Annotated in this window: 19 protein-coding genes; 14 read left to right on the forward strand and 5 right to left on the reverse strand. The window is 73.3% G+C overall.

The features are described from left to right. Positions 1-162: 162 nt before the first annotated feature. Positions 163-1518, forward strand: a complete 1356-nt coding sequence (gdhA, locus tag MDN94_RS18090) for an NADP-specific glutamate dehydrogenase (protein ID WP_482726773.1) — start codon at positions 163-165, stop codon at positions 1516-1518. 24 nt (positions 1519-1542) lie between these two features. Here the strand turns inward: gdhA and MDN94_RS18095 are convergent, their stop codons facing one another. Together MDN94_RS18095 and MDN94_RS18100 are read right to left on the reverse strand one after the other, a co-directional pair. Then, the gene (locus MDN94_RS18095; RefSeq protein ID WP_441264799.1) at positions 1543-2727 is read right to left on the reverse strand and encodes a zinc-dependent alcohol dehydrogenase; all 1185 of its coding nucleotides are present in this window, start codon (positions 2725-2727) and stop codon (positions 1543-1545) included. Then, positions 2724-3548, reverse strand: coding sequence for an SDR family NAD(P)-dependent oxidoreductase (locus tag MDN94_RS18100; protein ID WP_482726774.1), 825 nt, complete (start codon positions 3546-3548; stop codon positions 2724-2726). The genes MDN94_RS18095 and MDN94_RS18100 overlap by 4 nt, the downstream gene beginning before the upstream one ends. A gap of 179 nt (positions 3549-3727) precedes the next feature. Here MDN94_RS18100 and MDN94_RS18105 point away from each other — a divergent pair, with 179 nt between their 5' ends. The 10 genes from MDN94_RS18105 to MDN94_RS18150 all read left to right on the forward strand — a co-directional run bounded on the left by MDN94_RS18105 (position 3728) and on the right by MDN94_RS18150 (position 14968). Next, positions 3728-4687 (forward strand): UDP-glucuronic acid decarboxylase family protein, encoded by a 960-nt coding sequence (locus MDN94_RS18105; protein WP_482726775.1) that lies wholly within the window; start codon positions 3728-3730, stop codon positions 4685-4687. A 56-nt stretch (positions 4688-4743) separates the two neighbouring features. Next, the gene (locus MDN94_RS18110) at positions 4744-6426 is read left to right on the forward strand and encodes a carbamoyltransferase family protein (RefSeq protein ID WP_482726776.1); all 1683 of its coding nucleotides are present in this window, start codon (positions 4744-4746) and stop codon (positions 6424-6426) included. Then, entirely contained in the window at positions 6423-7490 is a 1068-nt protein-coding gene (locus MDN94_RS18115; protein WP_482726777.1) for a glycosyltransferase family 2 protein, read from the forward strand. Before MDN94_RS18110 ends, MDN94_RS18115 begins: the two co-directional genes overlap by 4 nt. Beyond that, the gene (locus MDN94_RS18120; RefSeq protein ID WP_482726778.1) at positions 7487-8392 is read left to right on the forward strand and encodes a D-glycero-alpha-D-manno-heptose-1,7-bisphosphate 7-phosphatase; all 906 of its coding nucleotides are present in this window, start codon (positions 7487-7489) and stop codon (positions 8390-8392) included. The genes MDN94_RS18115 and MDN94_RS18120 overlap by 4 nt, the downstream gene beginning before the upstream one ends. Continuing rightward, positions 8389-9423 (forward strand): glycosyltransferase family 9 protein, encoded by a 1035-nt coding sequence (locus tag MDN94_RS18125; protein WP_482726779.1) that lies wholly within the window; start codon positions 8389-8391, stop codon positions 9421-9423. Before MDN94_RS18120 ends, MDN94_RS18125 begins: the two co-directional genes overlap by 4 nt. Further along, positions 9420-10385, forward strand: a complete 966-nt coding sequence (locus MDN94_RS18130; RefSeq protein WP_482726780.1) for a glycosyltransferase — start codon at positions 9420-9422, stop codon at positions 10383-10385. The genes MDN94_RS18125 and MDN94_RS18130 overlap by 4 nt, the downstream gene beginning before the upstream one ends. After that, positions 10382-11644, forward strand: a complete 1263-nt coding sequence (locus tag MDN94_RS18135) for a glycosyltransferase (protein ID WP_482726781.1) — start codon at positions 10382-10384, stop codon at positions 11642-11644. The genes MDN94_RS18130 and MDN94_RS18135 overlap by 4 nt, the downstream gene beginning before the upstream one ends. A 140-nt stretch (positions 11645-11784) precedes the next feature. Further along, complete coding sequence (locus tag MDN94_RS18140) at positions 11785-12450, forward strand: D-sedoheptulose-7-phosphate isomerase (protein WP_482726782.1); 666 nt, start codon at positions 11785-11787, stop codon at positions 12448-12450. Then, on the forward strand, positions 12447-13856 hold the full coding sequence (rfaE2, locus tag MDN94_RS18145) for a D-glycero-beta-D-manno-heptose 1-phosphate adenylyltransferase (protein ID WP_482726783.1): 1410 nt from the start codon (positions 12447-12449) through the stop codon (positions 13854-13856). Before MDN94_RS18140 ends, rfaE2 begins: the two co-directional genes overlap by 4 nt. Before the next feature lie 59 nt (positions 13857-13915). After that, positions 13916-14968, forward strand: coding sequence for a glycosyltransferase family 9 protein (locus MDN94_RS18150; RefSeq protein ID WP_482726784.1), 1053 nt, complete (start codon positions 13916-13918; stop codon positions 14966-14968). Here the strand turns inward: MDN94_RS18150 and MDN94_RS18155 are convergent. Next, entirely contained in the window at positions 14941-16203 is a 1263-nt protein-coding gene (locus tag MDN94_RS18155; RefSeq protein ID WP_482727105.1) for an MFS transporter, read from the reverse strand. The genes MDN94_RS18150 and MDN94_RS18155 overlap by 28 nt on opposite strands. Before the next feature lie 568 nt (positions 16204-16771). On the opposite strand from MDN94_RS18155, the gene MDN94_RS18160 reads away from it, so the two are divergent. Both MDN94_RS18160 and MDN94_RS18165 read left to right on the forward strand, forming a co-directional pair. After that, entirely contained in the window at positions 16772-17518 is a 747-nt protein-coding gene (locus MDN94_RS18160; protein ID WP_482726785.1) for an SDR family oxidoreductase, read from the forward strand. Beyond that, positions 17509-18342, forward strand: a complete 834-nt coding sequence (locus MDN94_RS18165) for an SDR family oxidoreductase (protein WP_482726786.1) — start codon at positions 17509-17511, stop codon at positions 18340-18342. The genes MDN94_RS18160 and MDN94_RS18165 overlap by 10 nt, the downstream gene beginning before the upstream one ends. A gap of 161 nt (positions 18343-18503) precedes the next feature. Here MDN94_RS18165 and MDN94_RS18170 read toward each other — a convergent pair whose 3' ends face one another. After that, a complete protein-coding gene (locus tag MDN94_RS18170) occupies positions 18504-19916 on the reverse strand; it encodes a GH1 family beta-glucosidase (RefSeq protein ID WP_482726787.1) in 1413 nt (470 codons plus the stop codon). Between the two features lie 489 nt (positions 19917-20405). On the opposite strand from MDN94_RS18170, the gene MDN94_RS18175 reads away from it, so the two are divergent. Beyond that, positions 20406-22658, forward strand: a complete 2253-nt coding sequence (locus tag MDN94_RS18175) for a glycoside hydrolase family 9 protein (RefSeq protein ID WP_482726788.1) — start codon at positions 20406-20408, stop codon at positions 22656-22658. A 184-nt stretch (positions 22659-22842) separates the two neighbouring features. On the opposite strand, the gene MDN94_RS18180 is transcribed toward MDN94_RS18175, so the two are convergent. Beyond that, a complete protein-coding gene (locus MDN94_RS18180) occupies positions 22843-23436 on the reverse strand; it encodes a peptidase inhibitor family I36 protein (protein ID WP_482726789.1) in 594 nt (197 codons plus the stop codon). Positions 23437-23482 lie beyond the last annotated feature (46 nt).

The raw sequence follows: 23482 nt of genomic DNA on the forward strand, positions 1-23482 counted from the left end.
CACTGAGGGCCGGGTTCGGCAGCGTCGGCGGGCCCGGTCGGAGGCCGATCCGGGCAGAAGTGAACGGCGGGCAGGTGCCCGGCCGTACCAGTCGCAGCGGCGACCTGCGCAAGGCCGCCGTGCACGGCCGTCACTCCGACGTCAGGGCAGAAGGGACACACTGTGGCACTGTCATCCCCGAAGGACCGACTGGCTTCGCTCCGCGCCGAACTCGAGGAACGCAACCCGGCACAGCCGGAGTTCCACCAGGCGGCACGGGAGGTGCTGGACACCCTGGCACCCGTCCTCGCCGCGCGTCCCGAGTACGCGCAGGCGCGGATCGTGGAGCGGCTCTGCGAGCCGGAGCGGCAGATCATCTTCCGGGTGCCCTGGCAGGACGACCGCGGCGCCGTCCACATCAACCGGGGATTCAGGGTCGAGTTCAACAGCGCCCTCGGCCCGTACAAGGGCGGTCTGCGCTTCCACCGGTCGGTGAATCTCGGCGTGGTGAAGTTCCTCGGCTTCGAACAGGTCTTCAAGAACGCCCTGACCGGCCTCGGCATCGGCGGCGGCAAGGGAGGCAGCGACTTCGACCCGCACGGCCGGTCGGACGCCGAGGTCATGCGGTTCTGCCAGTCGTTCATGACCGAACTCCACCGGCACATCGGCGAGCAGACCGACGTGCCCGCGGGTGACATCGGCGTCGGCACCCGAGAGATCGGCTACCTCTTCGGCCAGTACCGCCGTATCACCAACCGCTGGGAGGCCGGCGTCCTCACCGGCAAGGGACAGAGCTGGGGCGGCTCGGCCGGCCGCACCGAGGCCACCGGCTACGGCAGCGTGCTGTTCGCGGCCGAGATGCTCAGCCTGCGCGGCGAGGACCTCGAGGGCCAGGCCGCCGTCGTCTCCGGTTCCGGCAACGTCGCCGTCCACACCATCGAGAAGCTCCTGCGCAGCGGCGCCCACCCGCTGACGTGCTCCGACTCGGCCGGCTATGTCGTCGACGAGAAGGGCATCGACCTCGAACTGCTCAGACAGGTCAAGGAGGTCGAACGCGCCCGCGTCAGCGAGTACGCGGAGCGCCGCGGCGCCTCGGCACGCCATGTACCCGGCGGCAGTGTGTGGGACGTGCCCGCCGACCTCGCCTTCCCCTCCGCCACCCAGAACGAGCTGACGGAACGGGACGCCGTCAGCCTGGTGCGCAACGGGGTCAAGGCGGTCGCGGAAGGCGCCAACATGCCCACCACGCCGGAAGCGGTCCGCCTGTTCCAGGAGGCCGGTGTGGCCTTCGGTCCGGGCAAGGCCGCCAACGCGGGCGGCGTGGCCGTCAGCGCCCTGGAGATGCGCCAGAACGCGGCACGTGAGACCTGGTCCGCGGGCCGCGTCGAGGACGAACTCGCCGCGATCATGCGGGACATCCACCGCACCTGCCACGAGACCGCCGAACGCTACGGTGCCCCGGGCGACTACGTGACCGGCGCCAACATCGCCGGCTTCGAGCGGGTGGCCGACGCGATGCTCGCCCAGGGCCTCGTGTGACCGGCTCGACCGGTCGGCCGAGGGTCAGGGCGAGAAGAGCACCTTGACGGCTCCCTCCTGCTTCTTCTGGAACATCTCGTAGGCCTCCGGGGCCTTCTCCAGCGGCACGCGGTGGGTGGCGAACTGCTCGGTGCCGAGCGGATCGCCGTCGGTGACTAGCGGCAGCAGATCGTCCACCCACCGCCACACGTTGGCCTGCCCCATCCGCAACTGCACCTGCTTGTCGAACATGGTCATCATCGGCATCGGGTCCGCCATCCCGCCGTACACGCCGGAGAGGGACACGGTGCCGCCGCGGCGTACCAACTCGATCGCCAGGTGCAGGGCGGAGAGGCTGTCGACGCCGACGCGCTTCATCATCCGGGCGGCGACCGCACCGGGCAGCAGGGTCGTCAACTGCTGCCCCGCCTTCGCCACCGGCGCGCCGTGGGCCTCCATGCCGACCGCGTCGATGACCGCGTCCGCGCCCCTGCCGTCGGTCAGATCACGGACCGCGTCCACGACCTTGGCGCCGTACTCGTCCAGGTCGAACGTGCGCACGCCGTGAGCCCTGGCCCGCTCCAGCCGTTCCGGCACCAGGTCGATGCCGATCACCAGGCCGGCACCGCGGTGCGCCGCGACGCGGGTGCACATGTCGCCGATCGGCCCGAGGCCCAGCACCACCACGGAGCCGCCGGGCGGCACCGCCGCGTACTCGACCGCCTGCCACGACGTGGGCAGCACGTCCGACAGGTAGACGAACCGGTCGTCCGGTGGGCCGTCGGGGACCTTGATGGGCAGCGTGTTGCCGAACGGGACCCGCAGGTACTGCGCCTGCCCGCCGGGCACCTGCCCGTAGAGCTTGGTGTAGCCGAACAGCGAGGCGCCCATGCCGTGTTCCCTGACCTGAGTGGTCTCGCACTGGGACTGCAGGCCCTGCGCGCACATGAAGCAGGTGCCGCACGAGACGTTGAAGGGAACCACGACACGGTCGCCCGGCCGTACCGCGGTGACCTCCGAGCCCACTTCCTCCACCACGCCCATCGGTTCGTGGCCGAGGATGTCTCCCGGATCGATGAACGGCCCGAAAAGCTCGTACAGATGCAGGTCGGAACCGCAGAGCCCGGACGTCGTCACCTTGACGATCACATCGGTCGAGTCGCGGATCTCGGGATCAGGGACGGTGTCCACGCGTACGTCGCGCTTTCCGTGCCAGGTCAGTGCTTTCATCGTGCCTCCTCGTCCGCTTTCCCCGGCCGGTCGCCGGAGCCGGGTTCGGCCAGGCGGCGGTGTGCCGCGGCCTTGAGCCGGTCCGGGAGAACCTTGGCCGCGAGTCCCTGCGCCTTGGTCCTCGCCGAGCCGGCGAGGGTCTTGTCCGTGCCGGCCATGAGCGCGTCCAGTCCCTGCTTCGCGACCAGCGCCGGATCGTCCTTGGGCTGCCGTCCGATCTTGGTGTCGCCCATGTCGGCACGGCGGAAGAAGTCCGTCTCCGTGGGGCCGGGCATCAGCGACGTGACGGTGATGCCGGTGTCCCGTAGTTCGTTCCGCAGAGCCTGCGCGAAGGACTGGAGGAAGGACTTCGAGGCGTTGTAGACGGCCTGGAAGGAGCCCGGCATGGTCGAGGCGACGGACGAGGTGATGAGCAGTCGTCCCTTGTCGGCGTCGGCCATGTCCCGCAGCAGGCGTTTGGCCAGGTGGACCGTCGATCTGACGTCGAGGTCCACGACGGAGAGCTCGTCGGCGAGGTCGGTGTCGAGGAACGCGCCACCGCGGCCGATGCCCGCGTTGAGCGCGGCGACCGCGACCGGGCGACCGGTCCTGGAGACCGCCTCGTAGAGCCGTTCGGTCTCGTCGTAGTCACGCAGGTCGGCACGGACCGCCTGCACCGTTGTGCCGGCGGCGCGCATCCGCTCGGCGGCCTGATGCAGCCGGGTGTCGTCCTCGGCGTTGACGATCAGGTCGAAACCGCGCTCGGCCAGCTGTTTTCCCAGTTCGAAGCCGATGCCACTGGACGCCCCCGTGACAACGGCCAGAGGGTTCGAAGAGGTCATGCGGCGACGGGTACCCAGGTGCCGGACATTCACCGGGACGGAGCCGACTCGCGCCCGGTGAACACGTTCCGTGGCTCACTCGGATGCAGTACGTGAAGCGGCCCGGCCACCGGGAGCGGCCGACGCTGGTCGCAGGCCGGAAGACCCGGCAGGACGCACGGCACGTACGGAGGTAGTCGATGAACGCCGCCTTCTCGCGCAGTTGGAAACACGCCGTCGTCACCGGTGGCGCGGGCTTCGTCGGTTCGCACCTGTGCACGGCGCTGCTGGACTCCGGCACCGCGGTGACCTGCGTCGACGACTTCAGCACCGGCCGCCCGGAGAACATATCCGCGCTGCGCGACCGCCCCGGGTTCCAGCTCGTGCGTGCCAGCGTGAGTGAGCCGTTCACCGTCGAGCCGCCCGCGGACCTGGTGCTGCACTTCGCCTCCCCGGCCTCTCCGGCCGACTACCTCCGGCTGCCGCTGCACACGCTCGACGCCGGCAGCCTCGGCACCCGCAACGCTCTGGCGCTCGCCCACCGCCTCGGCGCCCGCTTCCTGCTGGCGTCCACCTCGGAGGTCTACGGCGACCCCCAGCAGCATCCGCAGAACGAGCGCTACTGGGGAAACGTCAACCCGGTCGGCCCGCGCAGCGTGTACGACGAGGCCAAGCGTTTCGGTGAGGCACTGACCACCGCCCACGCGGACGCCAACGGCACCGACACCGGCATCGTGCGGCTGTTCAACACCTACGGTCCCCGGATGCGCGGCCACGACGGCCGGGCGGTACCGACGTTCGTCCGCCAGGCCTTGGCCGACGAGCCCCTGACGGTGAGCGGCGACGGCCGTCAGACGCGGTCCCTGTGCTACGTCGACGACACCGTCCGCGGCGTCCTGGCGGCCGCCGCCCACGGATTGCGGGGCCCGGTGAACATCGGCAACCCGACCGAGATCACCATGCTCGACCTCGCCCGTCTGGTCATCGAACTCACCGGTTCCGGCTCCGAGATCCGCTTCATCGAGCGGCCCACCGACGACCCGGCCGTGCGCTGCCCCGACATCACGCTGGCCCGCGACAAGCTCGAGTGGGAGCCGTCCGTGAGCGCCGAGCAGGGCCTGCGCCGCACCATCGCCTGGTTCCGCGACCACATGGACTGACGGCGCGCCCGCCCGCCCCGACCCTGGACGCGTCTCGTTGAAAGGCCTTGACTGACATGCGCATTCTCGGAATCAACGCCCTGTTCCACGACCCCGCCGCCGCACTCGTCATCGACGGCAGGACCGTCGCCGCGGCCGAGGAGGAACGCTTCTCCCGGCGCAAGCACGGAAAGCGCCCGCTGCCCTTCTCCGCCTGGGAACTGCCGGAGCGGTCCGCCGCCTGGTGTCTGAAGCGCGCCGGGCTGCGGCCCCAGGACCTCGACGCGGTGGCGTACTCGTTCGATCCGTCGCTCGCCAGGCCGACCGACGCCATGGGCCTCGACGACCCCTGGGACCACCTGCGCCTCGCCTACGCACGAGAGGCCCCCGGTTTCCTTCAGACCGCGCTCCCGGGCCTTGACCCCGACATCGTCCGCTTCGTACCGCACCACATGGCACACGCCGCGTCCGGCGCCTTCGCCGCACCCCACGCCGACACCTCGTCGGTGCTCGTCCTGGACGGCCGCGGCGAACGGGCCTCGCACCTCGCCGCACGCCGCATACACGGCCGGCTGGAGGCCCTGCACGCACAGGAACTGCCCCACTCGCTCGGACTCGTCTACGAGGAACTGACCGAGCACCTCGGATTCCTGCGGTCCAGCGACGAGTTCAAGGTGATGGCCCTCGCCTCCCACGGCACACCCCGCATGCTCGGCGAGCTGCGCAAGTACGTGCACCCCACCGGCGACGGCGGGTTCCGGGCGACCGGCGTGCCCTGGCAGCAGTTCTGCGCGCCGCGGGGTCCGGAGGAGCCGTGGACCCAGGAGCACGCCGACGTGGCCGCGAGCGCCCAGGCCGTCCTCGAGGAGACCATGCTCGACCTCGTGCGCCACCTGCACGGGCAGACCCACGACAGCCTGCTCACCCTCGCCGGCGGCGTCGCCCTCAACTGCGTCGCCAACTCCCGTATCGCCCGCGAAGGCCCCTTCTCCCGGGTCTGGGTGCAGCCTGCCGCGGGTGACGCGGGCACCGCCCTGGGCGGCGCCCTCCTGCTGTCCGCCGGCGCGGGGGACGACCCGGAGCCGATGCACGGCGCGGACCTCGGACGTGACTGGTCCGACGCGGAACTCGGCGCCTGGCTGAAGACCGCCGCCGTGCCCTTCGACCGCCCTGCCGACATCGCCGCGACCGTGGCGGAGGCACTCGCCGACAACGCGATCGTGGCCTGGTTCCAGGGCCGTTCCGAATACGGCCCGAGGGCCCTCGGCCACCGCTCACTGCTCGCCCACCCCGGCCACGCGGGCAACCTCGAGCGCCTCAACGACGTCAAGGGCCGTGAGCAGTTCCGGCCGGTCGCCCCGATGGTGCTCGCCGAACGGGCCGCGGAGATCTTCGAAGGGCCGATGCCCAGCCCGTACATGCTCTTCGTGCACGACGTGGCTCCGGCGTGGCGGGAACGCATCCCCGCCGTCGTCCATGTCGACGGAACGGCCCGCATCCAGACCGTCGACCGCTCGCGCGAACCCCTGGTGGCCCGGATGCTCGCCGAGTTCGAGCGGCTCACCGGACTGCCGGTCGTCGTCAACACCAGCCTGAACACCGCCGGCCGGCCCATGGTCGACGACCCGCGCGACGCCCTCGAATGCTTCGGCTCGTCGCCCGTCGACCTGCTGGCCATCGGACCGTACGCCATCCGGCGCGGCGACTTCTTCCGCCACAGCGACGACACCGACGACTCCGGAACGGGAGCCCTGCGATGACCGCCCATGGAGACGAGCCGCTGCGGTACACCGTGGTGATACCGACCGTCGGCAGGCCCAGTCTGACCGCGTGCCTGCGGGCGCTGGCCGCCGCCGGCGGCCCCGGGCCGGTGCGCGTGGTCCTCGTCGACGACCGCCGCGGCGCCCCCCGCACCCCCCTCCCGGTCGAGATTCCCGCGAAGCTGCGGCCGATCACCTCCGTGGTCCCGGGCCGCGCCCGGGGACCGGCCGCGGCCCGCAACACCGGCCTGCGGGTGGCCGGGCCCGTCCCCTGGATCGTCTTCCTCGACGACGACGTGGTGCCCGGACCCACCTGGTGCCAGGACCTGGCCCGCGACCTCGCGGCGGCCGGGCCCCGCACCGGCGGCGTCACCGCCCGGATCGAGGTCCCGCTGCCCACGGACCGCCGCCCGACCGACTGGGAGCGCAACACCGCGGGCCTGGCCACCGCCCGCTGGATCACCGCCGACATGGCCTACCGGCGGGAGGTGCTGGAGGCCGTCGGCGGCTTCGACGAACGCTTCCCGCGCGCCTTCCGGGAGGACGCCGACCTGGCGCTGCGTGTCCGGGCGGCCGGGTGGGACCTGACCGCGGGCATCCGCACCACCACACATCCGGTCCGGCCGGCCGGCCGCTGGGTCTCCGTACGCGTCCAGGCCGGCAACGCCGACGACGTGCTGATGAACCGGCTGCACGGGCGCGACTGGTGGCGCCGGGCGGACGCGCCACGGGGACGCCTGCCCCGCCACCTCGCCGTGACGGCCTCGGCGGCGGCCGCGCTGACGTGTGCGGTGCTGGCCAGGCCCGTCGCGGCCACCGCCTGCGCCGCGCTCTGGCTCGCCGGCACCGCCGAGTTCGCCTGGGCCCGTATCGCCCCGGGCCCCCGGACTCGCGACGAGATCATCTCGATGGCGCTGACCAGCGCGGTCGTCCCGCCCGTCGCCACCTGGCACTGGCTCGGCGCACACCTGCGCCACCGCCGGACGCGGCCGCTGCCGCGGCCCGTGCCGGCCCTGGTCCCGGAGGCGTCCGGCCGGGCGGTGCGGGAGCGGGTGCTGCCATGAGCGAGCCGTCCGAGGCGCGGCACCCCGGGGGACCGGAGCGACACGGCACCGGCCCGTGGCTCTTCCACGGCCCGCCGTCGGCGCGGGGCACCCCGCTGCCGCCGGACGCCGCCGACCTGCCCGACGCGGTCCTCTTCGACCGCGACGGCACACTCGTCGTCGATGTCCCTTACAACGGCGATCCGAAGCGTGTCGTGCCGATGCCGTCCGCCTGGGAGGCCCTGGCCGCCCTGCGCGCGTTGGGCATGCCGGTGGGCGTCGTCAGCAACCAGTCGGGCGTCGCCCGAGGCAGGTTGACCCTCCGTCAGGTGTCGGCGGTGCAGCGGCGGATCGACGCCCTGCTCGGGCCGTTCGCCGTATGGGCCGTCTGCCCGCACGGGCCCGACGACGGCTGCCCGTGCCGCAAGCCCGCGCCCGGACTCGTGCTCGCCGCGTGCGAACGCCTCGGCGTGTGCCCGTCGCGCACCGTCGTCATCGGTGACATCGGCTCCGACGTGACGGCCGCGCTCGCCGCCGGCGCGCGGGGGATCCTCGTGCCCACCGTGGCCACCCGGCCCGAGGAGATCGCGGCGGCGCCCGAGACCGCGCCCGACCTGCTGCGCGCGGTACGGCTCGTGCTGGACCCGGCCGCACGGTGCGGCAAGCCGGCGGCGCCGCAGACGGGGGCGGACCGCCCGGAGCGTGCCGTGACGTCACGGGCCGTCGCGCGCCCCGCGGCGGAGACGGACCGGACCGCCGGCCCGCAGCAGCGTCCCGACCGAGTCACCCGCCTCCTTCCCGTGGGCGGTACAACGGTGCCCGCCGCGGCGACGGCCGCCGGCGGCGGCGGGCGGGGCCGCGGGATCGGGGGCATGACCCTCTCCACCTGCCTGCCGGCCTTCGTACGCGAGGAGTGGCCATGAGCAGGCCCAGAACGCTGGTCGTGCGGCTCGACAGCGCCGGTGACGTGCTGCTGGCCGGACCCGCCGTGCGCGCCGTCGCAGCGGGTTCCTCGCACACCGCGCTGCTCTGCGGACCGCTCGGTGTCCACGCCGCGCACCTGCTGCCCGGCGTGGACGAGGTGCTGGTCCACGACGCCCCCTGGGTGGGACTGGAGCCCGCACCCGTGTCGTACGAGGAGACGCAGCAACTGCTGGAGAGGCTGCGGGCCGGGCGCTACGACCGGGCCCTGATCCTCGTCTCCCACCACCAGAGCCCGCTGCCGATCGCGTTGCTGCTCAAGCTCGCGGGCCTAGGCTGGACCGCGGCCGACTGCGAGCACTACCCCGGTGCGCTGCTGGACCTCAGGCACCACCGCAGGCCGCGCCGCCACGAGGCCCGCGCCGCACTGGACCTCGCCCTGGACGCGGGCTTCGCCCTGCCGCCCGGCGACGACGGCTCCCTGCGCGTCAGCGAGCCGCCCGGGACCGAGCATCTGACCGGGCCGGAGCCGTACGTGGTGCTGCACCCGGGCGCCGCCGTCCCCGCCCGGGCGTGGAGCGCGGAACGGGCGGCGGAGGCCGCCGCCGCGCTCTCCGCCGCAGGCCACCGCGTCGTGGTCACGGGAGGCCGGGCGGAGAAGGACCTGACCGCCCAGGTCGCGGCGGACCACGCGCTGGACCTGGGCGGGATGACGTCCCTTCCCCAACTGGCGGGCGTACTCGCCGGGGCGCGGGTCGCCGTGGTCGGCAACACCGGCCCCGGGCACCTCGCGGCCGCGGTCGGCACGCCGGTGGCCTGCCTGTTCGCGCCCGTGGTGCCGGCCGACCGCTGGCGCCCCTACAACGTCCCGCACGTGCTGCTGGGCGACCAGCGGGCACCGTGCGCGGGCAGCCGCGCCCGGAAGTGTCCCGTGGCCGGGCACCCCTGCCTCGACGGGGTCGGCAACGCGGAGGTGCTCGCCGCGGTGGCGGCCCTCGGCGCCACGGACAAGGAGCGAGGAGCACGACGATGAACATTCTGCTGTGGCATGTGCACGGTTCCTGGACGACGGCGTTCGTGCAGGGCCCCCACACGTATCTCGTTCCGGTCACACCCGGCCGCGACCCGGACGGGCTCGGGCGGGCCCGTACCTTCGACTGGCCGGACACGGTGCGGGAGACGACGCCGGAGCAGCTGCGCGACGCGCAGGTCGACCTCGTCGTGCTGCAACGGCCGCACGAGATGGACCTCGCCGAGCGCTGGCTCGGCGGACGCCGGCCCGGCCGTGACATACCGGCCGTCTACCTCGAGCACAACGCGCCGGACGGCGACGTACCCGCCACCCGGCACCCGTTCGCCGACCGCGACGATCTGACACTGGTGCACGTCACGCACTTCAACCGGCTGTTCTGGGACAACGGTTCCACCAGGACCGTGGTCGTCGAACACGGCGTCGTCGACCCGGGACACCTCTACACCGGGCGGCTGGCGCGTGCGGCCGTCGTTGTCAACGAGCCGGTACGACGCGGCCGATGGACGGGTACGGACCTGCTCGCAGGGCTCGCGGAAGCCGCCCCGCTCGATGTGTTCGGCATGCGCACCGACGGCCTGGCGGAACACCTCGGCCTGCCGCCGGAGCGCTGCCGCAACGCCGATCTGCCGCAGCGGGAACTGCACGGTGCGATGGCCGAACGCCGGCTGTATCTCCACCCGGTGCGCTGGACCTCCCTCGGTCTCTCGCTGCTGGAGGCGATGCACCTGGGGATGCCGGTCGTCGCCCTCGCCACCACGGAGGCCGTGGAGGCGGTGCCGCCCGGCACCGGGACGCTGTCCACCCGGCCCGACGTCCTCGCCCGCGCCGTACGCCGGTACCTGGAGGAACCGGAAGCGGCGGCGGCCGACGGCGCCCGCGCCCGGCAGGCGGCGCTGCAGCGTTACGGACTCAAACGCTTCCTGGACGACTGGGAGCGACTGATGACGGAGGTGCGCGCATGACCTACAGCGATGCCATCGGAACCGAAGCGCTGTCGATCGCGCTCGTCTCGGAGCACGCCAGCCCGCTCGCCGTACTCGGCGGGGTCGACGCCGGCGGGCAGAACGTCCACGTCGCCCGGCTGGCGGGTGCGCTCGCCGACCGGGGCCACCGGGTCACCGTCTACACCCGGCGCGACGCGCGGGAACTGCCGGACCGGGTGCGGCTGAGCACCGGCGTCGAGGTGCGCCACGTGCCCGCGGGCCCGCCGGAGGAGATACCCAAGGACGAACTCCTGCCGCACATGCTGGGGTTCGGACGTCACATGGTGCGCGACTGGCAGAGCGACCCGCCCGATCTGGTGCACTCGCACTTCTGGATGTCAGGGATGGCCGCCCTGCACGCCACCCGTGAACTGCGACTGCCGCTCGTGCACACCTTCCACGCCCTCGGCACGGTCAAGCGCAGGCACCAGCGGCACGCGGACACCAGCCCGCCGGCCCGGATCACCTGCGAGAAGGAGGTCGGCGCCGGCTGCGACCGGATCCTGGCCACCTGCCGCGACGAGGTCGCGGAACTGGCGGCCATGGGCATCCCGCCGGAACGCGTCGGTGTCGTGCCGTGCGGTGTCGACACCGACCAGTTCACCCCGCACGGACCGGCCGCCGCCCGCGGTTCCCAGAGCCACCGGTTGATCCAGCTCGGCCGGCTCGTCCCCCGCAAGGGCGCGGCGATCTCCATCACCGCGCTGACGAGACTGCCCGGCGTGGAACTGCTGGTCGTCGGCGGCCCTCCGCCCGGCCGGCTCGACGAGGACCACGAGGTGCGCAGGCTGCGCGACCTGGCCCACGGCCTCGGTGTCGCCGGCCGGGTCCACTTCACCGGAGGCGTCCCGAGCGAGGAGGTGGCGCCGCTGATCCGCTCCGCCGACGTGGTGCTGTGCCCCGGCGACTACGAGCCCTTCGGCATCGTGCCGCTGGAGGCGATGGCCTGCGGCAGGCCGGTCGTCGCCACCGCCGTCGGCGGCCAGCTCGACACCGTCGCCGACCCGGCCACCGGGCGGCTCGTGCCGCCCCGCGACCCGGAGGCGCTCGCCCGTGCGGTGGCCGAACTGCTCGCGGACCCCCGGCTGCGGGAGGCCTGCGGAGAGGCCGGACGCCGCCGGGTGCTGAGCCGGTTCGGCTGGGCACGGGTCGCCGCCGGCACCGAAGCCGCCTACCTCGGGGTACTGGCCGCCCGGCCGGTCCTTGCCCGGGTGACCGGGGCGACCGGGGTGGTGTGACAGCACCGCCGACCGCGTCCCGGCCCGCCCGGAGCCGGCGCCACCGGCGAACCGCCGCCACGACGCCCGAAGAGACCGACGCCCGAAGGAGGTGCGGGTACGGCCGCCGTCCCCAGGGACGCGCGCACGGCCCGACCAGCATGAGCGAACCACTTGCCACGGAGGCCGCGCACCGGCACTGCCAGTCGCTCCAGGACGCCCTCGGCCGGTTCCGCCGGGAGGGCCTCGACCAGGTCGCCCGGTGGGGCCAACACCTCGCCGCCGTCCTGCCCGTCGGCGGCCGCCTGCTGGCCGCCGGCAACGGCGGCAGCGCCGCCCAGGCGCAGCACCTGACCGCCGAACTGGTCGGCCGCTACCGCGAAGAACGCCCCGCCCACTCCGCCATCGCGCTGCACGCGGAGACCTCCAGCATCACGGCGATCGGCAACGACTACGGCTTCGAGCACGTCTACGCCCGCCAGGTCGCCGCCCACGGCCGGCCCGGTGACGTCCTGCTGCTGCTCTCCACCTCGGGCCGCAGCGCCAACCTGACCGGCGCGGCGGAGACCGGACGGGCCGCCGGACTGCTGGTGTGGGCCATGACCGGACCGCGCCCCAACCCCCTGGCGGACGTCGCCGACGACGCCCTGTGCATCGACGCCGGCACCGCCGCCACCGTGCAGGAGGCCCACCTCGTCGCCGTGCACCTGCTGTGCGAGGCCTTCGACGAGGCGACGGCCGCCGCGGTGCCGCCCGCCAAGACCCTGCGGCACGCGCCGGGAGCGGCCGCCACCCAGGCCGCCGCCGCCCGCCGGAGGCTGTCATGACCGGCCCGGGCCCGCTGGTCGTCGTCGGGGACGTCCTCCTCGACGAGGACATCGAAGGCGTCGCCGAGCGCCTGGCCCCCGACGCGCCCGCGCCCGTCGTCGACGTGCGAGGGAAGCACCGAAGGCCGGGCGGCGCGGGTCTCGCCGCGGTCCTGGCCGCCCAGGACGGCCGCGAGGTGGTCCTCGTCACGGCCCTGGGCGACGACCCGGCGAGCGCGGCGGTACGCCGGGCGCTGAAAGGACGCGTCCGGCTGGCCGAACTCCCGCTGCGGGGAACTCTGCCGGTCAAGACCCGCGTGCTGGCCGGCGGACGGCCCCTCGTACGCATCGACCGCGGCGGCGGCATACCCGGCAGCCCCGGAACCGCCGTGGCCGAGACGCTGGCAGAGGCGGAGGCCGTCCTCGTCGCCGACTACGGCAGGCACACCGCCGACGCCGTCCGTGAACAGCTCGCCGAGACTGCCCACCGCATCCAACTGGTCTGGGACCCGCACCCTTGCGGCGCCGCCCCCGTCCCCGGCGCCCGGATCGTCACACCGAACGCCGCCGAGGTCCGCTCGCTCGCCGGCTCTCCCGCCGACGAGGAGCCTTCGCTGCGCGACTTCGCAGAACGCGGCTCGCGACTGGCGGACCGCTGGCTGGCGGCGACCGTCGCCGTCACCCTGGGCGAACGCGGCGTCCTGCTGACCCGGCCGGGCGGCGGCACGCCCATGCTCGTCCCCGCGCCCTACCGTGCCGACGGCGACCCCTGCGGCGCGGGTGACTGCTTCGCCGCGGCCACCGCCGCCGCCCTGGCGGACGGCGCGCTCCCCGAGGAGGCGGTGCAGCGCGGCGTGGCCGGCGCTGCGGCGTTCGTGGCGGCGGGCGGCGCCGGCAATCCGAAGCTGTGGCGGACGGCGTTCGCCGACCGGACACGGCAAGGGGCGGCGACGGACCCGTTCGCGCTCGTGGAGAGCGTCCGGGCACGCGGCGGCACCGTGGTCGCCACGGGCGGCTGCTTCGACCTGCTGCACGCCGGGCACGTGGGCCTGCTGGAGAGCGCGCGCCGCATCGGCGACTGCCTGATCGTATGCGTCAACTCCGACGCCTCGATCACGCGTCGCAAGGGGCCGGGCCGGCCGCTCAATCCGGTGGAGGACCGGGTGCGGGTGCTCGCCGGACTGGGCAGCGTCGACGCCGTCGTCGTCTTCGAGGAGGACACCCCCAGCGCGCTGCTCGGCAGGCTGCGGCCGGACGTGTGGGTCAAGGGCGGCGACTACTCCGTGGAGGACCTGCCGGAGGCCGACGTGGTACGCGCCTGGGGCGGGCAGGCGGTCGTCCTGCCCTACCTCGACGGCCGCTCCACCACGCTGCTCGCCCACCGCGCGGCCGAATCGGCGAAGCCGGCCGACACCCCGCCGCGCTGAGGGACCAGGACGGCCCGCGCACCTCGCCGGCCGCACCGCCCGGCATCGAAGGAGACCGGATGAGCACCCGCAGCGGCGAGAGCCCGAGCACTCCGGGAAGCCCGCGCCACGGGGCGCGCCCCCATGTCCTGGTGCTGCGGGCACTGGGCCTCGGCGATCTGCTCGCCGCCGTACCGGCCCTGCGGGCCCTGCGGCGCGGGCTGCCCGGACACGACGTCGTGCTGGCCGCGCCCGCCCGGCTGACGGCGGCCGCCGCGGCGACGGGGCTCGTCGACAGGCTGCTGCCCGCCTCCGCGCCCGGCAGGGCCGTACCGGCGGAGCTGACCTGGGACGGTCCGCCGCCGGACATCGCCGTGGACCTGCACGGGAACGGTCCCGCCAGCCGGGGGCTGCTCGCCGGGCTCGGACCCAGCGACCTCTACGCCTACGGGCTGCCGGACGGTCCGGTGTGGCGGGACGACGAGCACGAGCGGGAGCGCTGGTGCCGCCTCCTCGAAGGCCACGGCCTGCCGGCCGACCCCGAGGACCTGTCCGTGCCGCCGCCCGCCACCCGCTCACCCGCACCGGGCGCCGTGGTCGTGCATCCGGGCGCCGACGCGGCGTCCCGCCGCTGGCCCACGGAGCGCTTCGCCGCCGTGGCGCGCGACCTGCACCGCACCGGACACCGTGTCGTGGTGACGGCCGGGGCGGCGGAGGCCCGGCCGGCGGCCTCGGTGGCCCGCCTGGCCGGGCTGCCCGACGGGGCGGTGCTCGGCGGGGCGGGCGGCGACATCCCGTTCGACGTGCTCATGGCCCTGGTCGCGGAGGCACGCTGCGTGGTGGTGGGGGACACCGGGCTCGCCCATCTGGCGACGGCCCTCGGCACCCCGTCCGTCACCCTGTTCGGCCCGGTGGCGCCCCGGCTGTGGGGCCCGCCCGCCCGGCCGCGCCACCGGGTGCTGTGGCACCCGGACGCCGACGATGCGCCGCGTCCCGGTGACGCCCACGGCGACCGGCCCGACGAGCGGCTGCTGCGCATCACCGTCGAGGAGGTACTCGACGCCGTACGCAGCCTGCCGCTGCCCGGGGCAGGGCCACCGGCCGGTCAGGCAGCCGTGCTCAGACCGGGCTGACCGGTCAGCGCCGGCCCCTCGGTCCGTACGACCACCGGCTTCGCGGTGACCCGGCGTTCCCGGAGCACATGGCCCGCGGCGATCGCGCCCGCGATCACCAGTCCGCCGGTCACCAGCGCGCCGCGCGCACCGGCCAGCTCCATCAGCAGCCCGAGCGCCGGGGGACCGGCGAGGCCCCAGAGCGTACGGACACTGCCCCACACGCCCAGCACCCGGCCCCGCATGTGCGGCGGCGGATCGGTCTGGAGCACGGTCGTGCCCGCGGTGTCGGAGACCGACTCCACCAGGGCCATCGGCAGCACGATGATCAGCAGTATCACGAGCGACGGCGAGAGACCCGCGACGATCTGCAGGACACCACCGGCGGCCGCGAGGGCGCCCACCAGCCTCACGGACGGCTTGCGCAGCCGCGCTCCGAGCACCGCGCCCAGGATGCCGCCGACGGCGAGCACGGTGGACACGGTGCCGAATGCCCCGGCACCGCCGGTCAGCGGCCCGACCACGAGCACGGCGAGCGTGAGCTGGTAGTTGCGTCCGAAGACGGCGCTCAGCCCGGTGATCCCCGCGAGGGCGACCAGCCTCGGCCTGCGCATGAAGTACCTCAGGCCCTCGCGCATGCTCAGGTCCTCGCCCGGATCCTGTGCGGCGGCCTTCTCGGTCCGGCGCTCCGACCGGGCGCGGACCGCGCCCGCCACGGGGCGCAGGAAGGGTATGACGGCGGTCACGAAGAGGAAGGAAAGCCCGTTGGCCGCATAGGCGGCGGCCGTGCCGAGGAAGCCGACGGTCACACCGGCGAGTGCCGCGCCCGCCAGCCGGCCCGCGTTGTGGACCAGAGAACCGACGCCGATCGCGGAGGGAACGTCCTCCGTCCTGACGAGGTCGTTGCCGAGCAGCGCGCACGCAGGGCCGTCGACGGTGGCGATGACACCCGTGACAGCGGCGAGCGCCATCAGGACACCAAGGTTCAGCTGGTCCATCGCCACGAGGAACGCCGTCGTGAACGCCACGGCGCCCAACAGCGCCTGGCTCACCGCCGCGGTCAGCTTGCGGGGCCACCGGTCGACGGCGGCGCCGCCGGCGAGGCTCATCAGCAGCCCGGGCGCGGCCTGCACGGACATCGAGAGTCCGGTCGCGGCGGCCGACCCCGTGATCTGGAGCACCAGCAGGTTCTGCACGGTGAGCTGCATCCACGTACCGGCGTTCGACACGAAGTTCGCGACGGACCACCAGCGCATGCTGGCGTACTTGAGGCAGCGCCACGGCGAACGGTCGCCCAGGAGGCGCTGCGCGAGGCGGCCCTGCGGAGCCGGGGAGACGGACGGGGCGGAAGGACGGGAGGAAGAAGAAGGCACGGTGAACACTCGGGTGACGAGCCCCCGAGGGACCCATGTGGCGGAATGCGGCGGAAGCTCGGAACACCGGCTGCACTGCGCGGTCGCTCCACCGGATCTTGACGGCACCCCACCACGGAAGACTGTCCCCCGCACGTCCGTTGACGGCGAAAGGCGCTCTCCGGCAGGGCGCAGACCATCGTGGCAGACGGCTTCGGAGAAGCGGTTCCGGCGACCCCGACGACGCTGCCCGTGACGGGCCGGAACCCTTGCGGGCACTGGGATCGGGCACTTCTGGTGTGCTTGCTCACAGGCCCTTTCGAACGGCCGCTGGGGGCTTCGCGCGAGTGCCGGACACAGTTGCGCGCGTCACAGTGGAGTGGATGCGGTGCGGCGGGCTACCCACCGAGCCGATGCCGTGTCAGCCGCACGCCGAGCGGCAACCGAACGGGCGCGGACGGAAGGCAGAGCATTGAGCAGCGGAGTGCAGGTCGACCTTCAAGGCAGGCAGGCCCTGGTGACCGGCGGCGCGAGAGGCCTCGGTGCGGCGATCAGCCGCCGGCTGGCCGGCGCGGGGGCGAGCGTCCTGGTCGCGGACGTACGCAGGGAACTCGCGGAAGAACTGTGCGAGGACCTGGCCCGGCAGGGCGGGAAGGCGGAGTTCGTGGCCCTGGACGTACGGGACTCCGCCGCGGTCGCGGACGTCTTCCGCGAGCTGGACGAGGACGGCGGCCGGGTCGACATCCTCGTCAACAACGCGGCCGTCGACGTCTGCAAGCCGATCGAGCACCTGACGGCCGAGGAGGTGAGCCGGGTGATCACCACCAACCTGCTCGGCCCGATGTTCCTCTGCCTGGAGACCTACCGCCGTATGGTCGCGCGTGGCGGCGGTCACATCGTCAACATCCTCTCCACCGCGGCCAACCGCACCTGGACGGAGGCGGGACCGTACGCGGCCGGCAAGTCCGGGCTGCGCGCCTTCACCCACACCCTGTTCCAGGAGGCGCAGCGCGACTGTCCCGGGATCGGCGTCACCGGCATCATCGCCGGCGGCATGGAGACCCCGTTCATCCTCGACCGCTTCCCGGACGCGGACCTGACCATGCTCCAGAGCCCCGACATCGTCGCCGACACCGTCCTGTACGCCCTGTCCGTGCCGGACACCAGCGCGGTCTCCGAACTGGTCGTCGTGCCGCGCAAGGAGCCCTCATGGCCGTGACCCCAGGAGCAGCCGCACCGTCCTCGCCGGGCGCCGGCCGGCCGGTCGCCATCGTCACCGGCGGCGACTCCGGCATCGGGCGGGCCACCGCCGTGCGGCTGGCCGCGGCGGGCATGGACGTCGGGATCACCTTCCACACCGACCAGGAAGGGGCGCAGGAGACGGCCGAGGAGGTACGCGGCCACGGCCGCCGTGCCGCCGTCGCCCGGATGGACCTCACGGTCCTGCCCGGAGCCGCCGACGTCGTCGACCGGCTCGCCGGTGAACTGGGCCGGGTGGACGTGCTCGTCAACAACGCCGGCACCGGCACCGCCACACCGTTTCTGGATCTGGACCTCGACACGGTCCGCCAGGTCGTCGACGTGGACCTCGTCGGCCCGTTCCTGTGCGGTCAGCGGGCCGCCCGCCGCATGATCGACCAGGGGGACGGCGGCAGGATCATCAACGTCACCTCGGTCCACGAGCATCAGCCGAGGGTCGGCGCCGCCCCCTACTGCGCGGCCAAGGGCGGTCTCGGTCTGCTCACCCAGGTGATGGCCCTCGAACTCGCCGAACACGGCATCACGGTCAACTCCGTTGCTCCAGGGGAGATCGCCACACCCATGACCGGCCAGGAGGACACGGACGTCCATGCCGAGGAGCGGCCGGGGATCCCGCTGCGCCGCCCCGGCGACGCACGGGAGGTAGCGGCGGTCATCGCCTTCCTCGCGGGCCAGGACGCGGGTTACGTCACCGGAGCGTCGTGGTCGGTCGACGGCGGGATGCTGCGGATGGGCCCGATGGCCGGATCGCACCTCCAGGACGACTCCTGGCGCAGGCCCTGAGGCTGTGGTCCGAGCCGTACCGGCCCCGGCGACCATGAGGACCGCTCCCGCCCCCTCATACGGGAGCGGCCTCGCCGGTGGGTGCCGTGCCGTGGTGCGCGGCCGTGTCGCCGGACCGCGGTGTTGCGGGCCGTTCCCGTGCCGCGGCACGGGAACGGCTGTCAGTCGGGGAGGCCGCCGGCGACGGCGACGTTCCCGTACCAGAGGGCGCTCTGCTTCGGAGTGCGCCGCTGCGTCTCGAAGTCCACGCGCACGATGCCGAACCGCATCCCGTAGCCCTCGGCCCACTCGAAGTTGTCGAGCAGCGACCACAGGAAGTAGCCCCGGACGTCGGCCCCTTCCTCGATGGCCCGGTGGACCGCCCGCAGATGGCCGTCGATGTAGGCGATCCGGTCCGTGTCGTCGATCCGGCCGTCGGCGTCGACGGTGTCGTCGAACGCCGCGCCGTTCTCGGTGATGTACATGGCCAGGCCGGGATGGTCCTGGCTGATCCGGACCAGCTGTCGGCGCAGGCCGTCCGAGTCGATCTCCCAGCCGATGCCGGTCCTCGGCAGACCGCGGTCGAGGAAGCGCACGTCCTCGGCGCCGGGCCACGGCGACGGGCCGGAGGGCTCGCCGCCACCGGCGACCCGGTAGGACGTGTAGTAGTTGACGCCGAGGAAGTCGACCGGCGCCCCGATGATCTTCTCGTCCTCCGGCTCGATGTGGCCGGTGCCGCACACCCGCTCGAAGTGCTCCCGCACGTCCGCCGGGTACGCGCCCTCCACCACCGGGTCGAGGAAGAGACGGTTCTGGAGAAGATCGATGCGGTGGGCGGCGTCCAGGTCGGCGCTGCTCCGTGTATCGGCGTCCACGGGATAGAAGTTGAGCGTGATCCCGACCTCGGCGTCGGGCGCCGCGGCGCGCACCGCGGGGACCGCGAGGCCGTGGCCGAGAAGCAGGTGGTGGGCGGCGATCAGCGAACCGGCCGGGTCGACGGCGCCGGGCGCGTGGATGCCGCTGCCGTAACCGAGGAAGGCCGCGCACCAGGGCTCGTTGAGAGTGCCCCACAGCTTCACGCGGTCGCCGAGCTCCTCGCTCACCAGCTGGGCGTACTCGGCGAACCGGAAGGCCGTGTCGCGGTTCCGCCAGCCGCCCTCGTCCTCCAGGGCCTGGGGGAGGTCCCAGTGGTACAGAGTGAGGGCGGGCCGGATGTTCCTCTCCAGCAGGCAGTCCACCAGCCTGCTGTAGAAGTCCAGGCCCCGGGCGTCCGCCGGGCCGCGCCCGTCCGGCTGGATGCGCGGCCAGGCCACGGAGAACCGGTAACCACCCATGCCCAGTTCGGACATCAGGGCGACGTCCTGCTCGTAGCGCGCGTAATGGTCGGCGGCCACGTCGCCGTTGTGGCCGTTCGCCACCTTGCCCGGCGTGCTGGAGAACGTGTCCCAGATCGACGCTCCACGCCCGTCCTGGCTGGCCGCGCCTTCGATCTGGTACGCGGACGTGGCCACTCCCCACAGGAATCCCGGTGGAAAGGCCGATGCGGCCGGCGGGCGCGTGAGCCCTGCGGGAACCGGATCGTTCTCTGCGGTCATCGTCATCCTCTGATCGGTCGATCGCCGGTGGCCGCGGGGCGCCCGCGGCCACCGGGCACGAACTGGGTGGAGCTGCTGAAGAGCGCTCCCGCTCCGGCGACCGGCAGCTCTGCGGCGGGGCAGGCGAAAGACAGAGCTGTCCGTCAGCCGAAATGGGAGCGCTCCCATGAGATTCGGCCAGCGGTCGCGGGTTGTCAAGAGTGCGGGGTTCTGCCGCGGTCATTGACACGGGCCGCGGGAGCCGCTTCATTGGTCCGCGGCGCCGCACAAGTGGTGCCGGCCCTCCTTTGCGTGTCCGGTCGTCAAGGGCCGGGCTCCGGTGAGGGTCGCGGCGCTCGTGTGGGAGCGCTCCCGTCAATCCGTACCGGCCGCCCTGAATCGGCCGGCGAGGTTGTTTTGATGGGAGCGCTCCCGACCCTGCGTCGCGAAGTAGCCGCCGTGAACCACCCGCACGCGTTCGCTTCCGTCCCCCACCCAGGAGGCCCTACGATGCCCCGCGCCCCGCACCCGCGACCACGACGCCTCGGCCGTTCCGGCGCGGCAGCCGCCCTCGCGGCCGCGCTCACCGCCACCCTCCTCACTCCGGCCTCAGGAGTCGCGGCGGAGGCAGCGGCCCCCGCGGCGGCGGCCGGCAGTGACCCGAGTCCCGTCCGCGTCAACCAGGTCGGCTACCTCACCGCGGCCGACAAGGTCGCCACCGTCGTGGCCCCCTCGACGTCGCCGCTCTCCTGGCAGCTGCGACGCGCCGGGGACAACGCGGTCGTCGCCTCCGGCACCACCCGTGTGCACGGCAGCGACCCCGCCTCCGGCGACCATGTGCACCAGGCGGACTTCTCCTCGGTCACCCGCGCCGGCGACTACCGCCTCAGCGTCGACGGCGCCGGATCCAGCGTGGCCTTCACCATTCAGGACAAGGCCCTCTATCCCCAATTGGGCCGCGAGGCCATGCAGTACTTCTACTTCCACCGCATGGGCACCCCGGTCGAGGGCCAGTACCTCCAGCACGGCGCCCACGCCCACGCGGCGCTCCACCCCGGCGACAGCTCCGTGCCCTGCTACAACGCCTGGTGCGGAGGCGAGCGGCTGAACGCCGCCGGCTCCTGGGCCGACGCCGGGGACTTCGGCATCTACCCCGTCAACCACGCCATCTCCGCCTGGACCCTGCTCAACCTCTACGAGCGCGACCCCGCGGCCTACGGCGACGGCAGCCTGCCCGTCCCCGAGCGCGGCAACGGCCGTCCCGACATCCTCGACGAGGTCGAGTACGGCTCGCGCTTCATGGCGGGGATGCTGCCCTCCACGGGCCTCGCTTCCCACAAGGTGCACAACCACACCTGGAGCGCCTTCCCCGTCACCGACATCGGCGCGGAGAACGCCCTCGCCCGCTCCGCCATGCCCCCGTCCACCAACGCCACGTACGCGGTCGCCCGCACGAACGCCCAGCTCGCCCGGGTGTTGCGGCAGTACGACCCCGCCCGCTCGGACGCTCTCTGGGCGAGCGCCAGGACCGCCTGGCAGCGCGCGGAGGCCATGCCCGATGTCGACTACGCGGTCGGCTCGGACGCGGAGGGCGGCGGCGACTACCCCGACACCAGGAACAGCGACGACCGGTACGCCGCGGCGGCCGAGCTCTATCTGACCGCCCACCGGCTCGCCGACGGCTCGGCCGCCGGCTACCGCTCCGCCGTCACCGGATCGCCCCACTACGGCGAGGTCGCCCAGTTCGACTGGGCGGAGGTCGCCACCGCGGGAACGCTCTCCCTGCTGACCGTCGCGGCCGACCTGCCCGCCGCCGACATCGCCAGGATGCGCGGAAGCCTGACGGCCTTCGCCGGCTCGGTCGTCACCACGCTGAACGCCGAGGGCTACCCGGCCCTCATCCCCGGCTCCGCGAAGTACCCCTGGGGTTCCAACTCCTCCATCGCCAACCGGATGCTGCTCCTCGGCACTGCCCACGACCTGACCGACGACGTCCGGTACCTGAAGGCCATGCACCGCGCCATGGACTACCTCATGGGCAACAACGCGATGCGCCTGTCCTACATCACGGGCTACGGGGAGTACGCGGAGACCGATCTGCACGACCGGCTCGCCTGGGGCGCGTACCCCGGTACTCCCTATCCGAAGGGCTGGCTGTCCGGCGGGCCCAACAACGAGAACATCAACGACCCGGCGACGCCCACCGGGAGGCCGGCCGCGAAGTCCTACGCCGGTCCGGACACCGCGCCGGAGGCCTGGGGCTCCAAGGAGAACACCATCAACTGGAACGCGCCGCTCGCGTGGACGGCGACGTACCTCGACCGCACGGCGGACCGGCTCTCGAACGGCGCCCCGGGCCCGCAGCCGGAGGAGTCCCTGCTCTCCCAGGGCCGCCCCGCGTGGGCGTCGTCCTCGGAGAACAGCGGGCTCGCGCCCGGGCAGGCGGTCGACGGCCGCGACGACACCCGCTGGAGCAGCGCCTTCCAGGACCACCAGTGGATCAACGTCGACCTGGGGGCGTCCCGTTCAGTCTCCCGCGTGGTGCTCGCGTGGGAAGCGGCGTACGCCAGGTCGTTCCGGGTCCAGATCTCCGACGACCCCGGTTTCCGCACCTCGACCGACCTGTACGCCACCTCCGGCGGCACGGGCGGCACCCAGTCGCTCGACGTCTCCGGTCAGGGGCGCTACGTCCGTCTGCACGGACAGACCCGCGCCACCCCGTACGGCATCTCCCTTTACGAGTTCAAGGTCTACGGGCGCTGACGGTCCGCCCCGGACCGGGGCCGCCGCCGCGGGGTCCGGCGGCGGCCATCGGGGAAGCCGGGACGCCGCCGCCGTCTCAGCGCGCTCCGGGGCCCTCACTACCGTCGACAGGCAGTGAGGGCCGCGGATCCCGCGTCACGCGAGCGGCCTCCTCCCGGGAGAGCGGAAGAGGCCGGCGCGAGAGTCAGCAGACCTGGATGCCGTCGGCCTTGTCGTTGTTGGTGCTGCCGACGTAGGAGCTCTGCGACGGAGCGGTGGAGGACCAGAGCTGAGACCAGTAGCTGCCGGTCCAGTTGTAGACCCTGGTCACGGTTCCGCGGGTCTGGTTGTTGTGCCAGGACGACGTCTTGTCGTTGAAGCCCCAGTTGGAGAGGTTGTTGAACGCGCAGTCCGACCAGGTCAGTCGCCGGCCGTCATAGTTCGAGTGCTCGTAGAGACAGGTCCAGGTGTAACTGCAGTTGGCCGTACCGAGCGTCCCTATGGGCTCGTCGACGGCGCGGGCCTGCTTCTCGCCCGGGAGCGGGAACGTCATGATCGCCTTACCGTCACGCCAGGCGACCTGGTTGACCCCGATCTGCTTGCCGCCCGGGGTGACAGCCATCTGCCGGTCGATCTGCTTCTGCAGATCGGCAACCTCGCTCCGGTCGAGGCCGGCCCGCTCCGCCTGGGCCGCGATCGTGCTGTCGAGCGTGGTCGCGGCGGAGGTCGGACCGGTTATCCCGAGGGCGGTCAGGGCGCCTGCGGAAAGAGTGACCGCCAGCTTTGTTCTCGTACGCACAGAAATCGTGTCCCTTCCGGTCGTGGAACTTCGGGGCGGGGCGTTG

The sequence above is a fragment of the Streptomyces sp. WAC00040 genome, assembly GCF_056835925.1.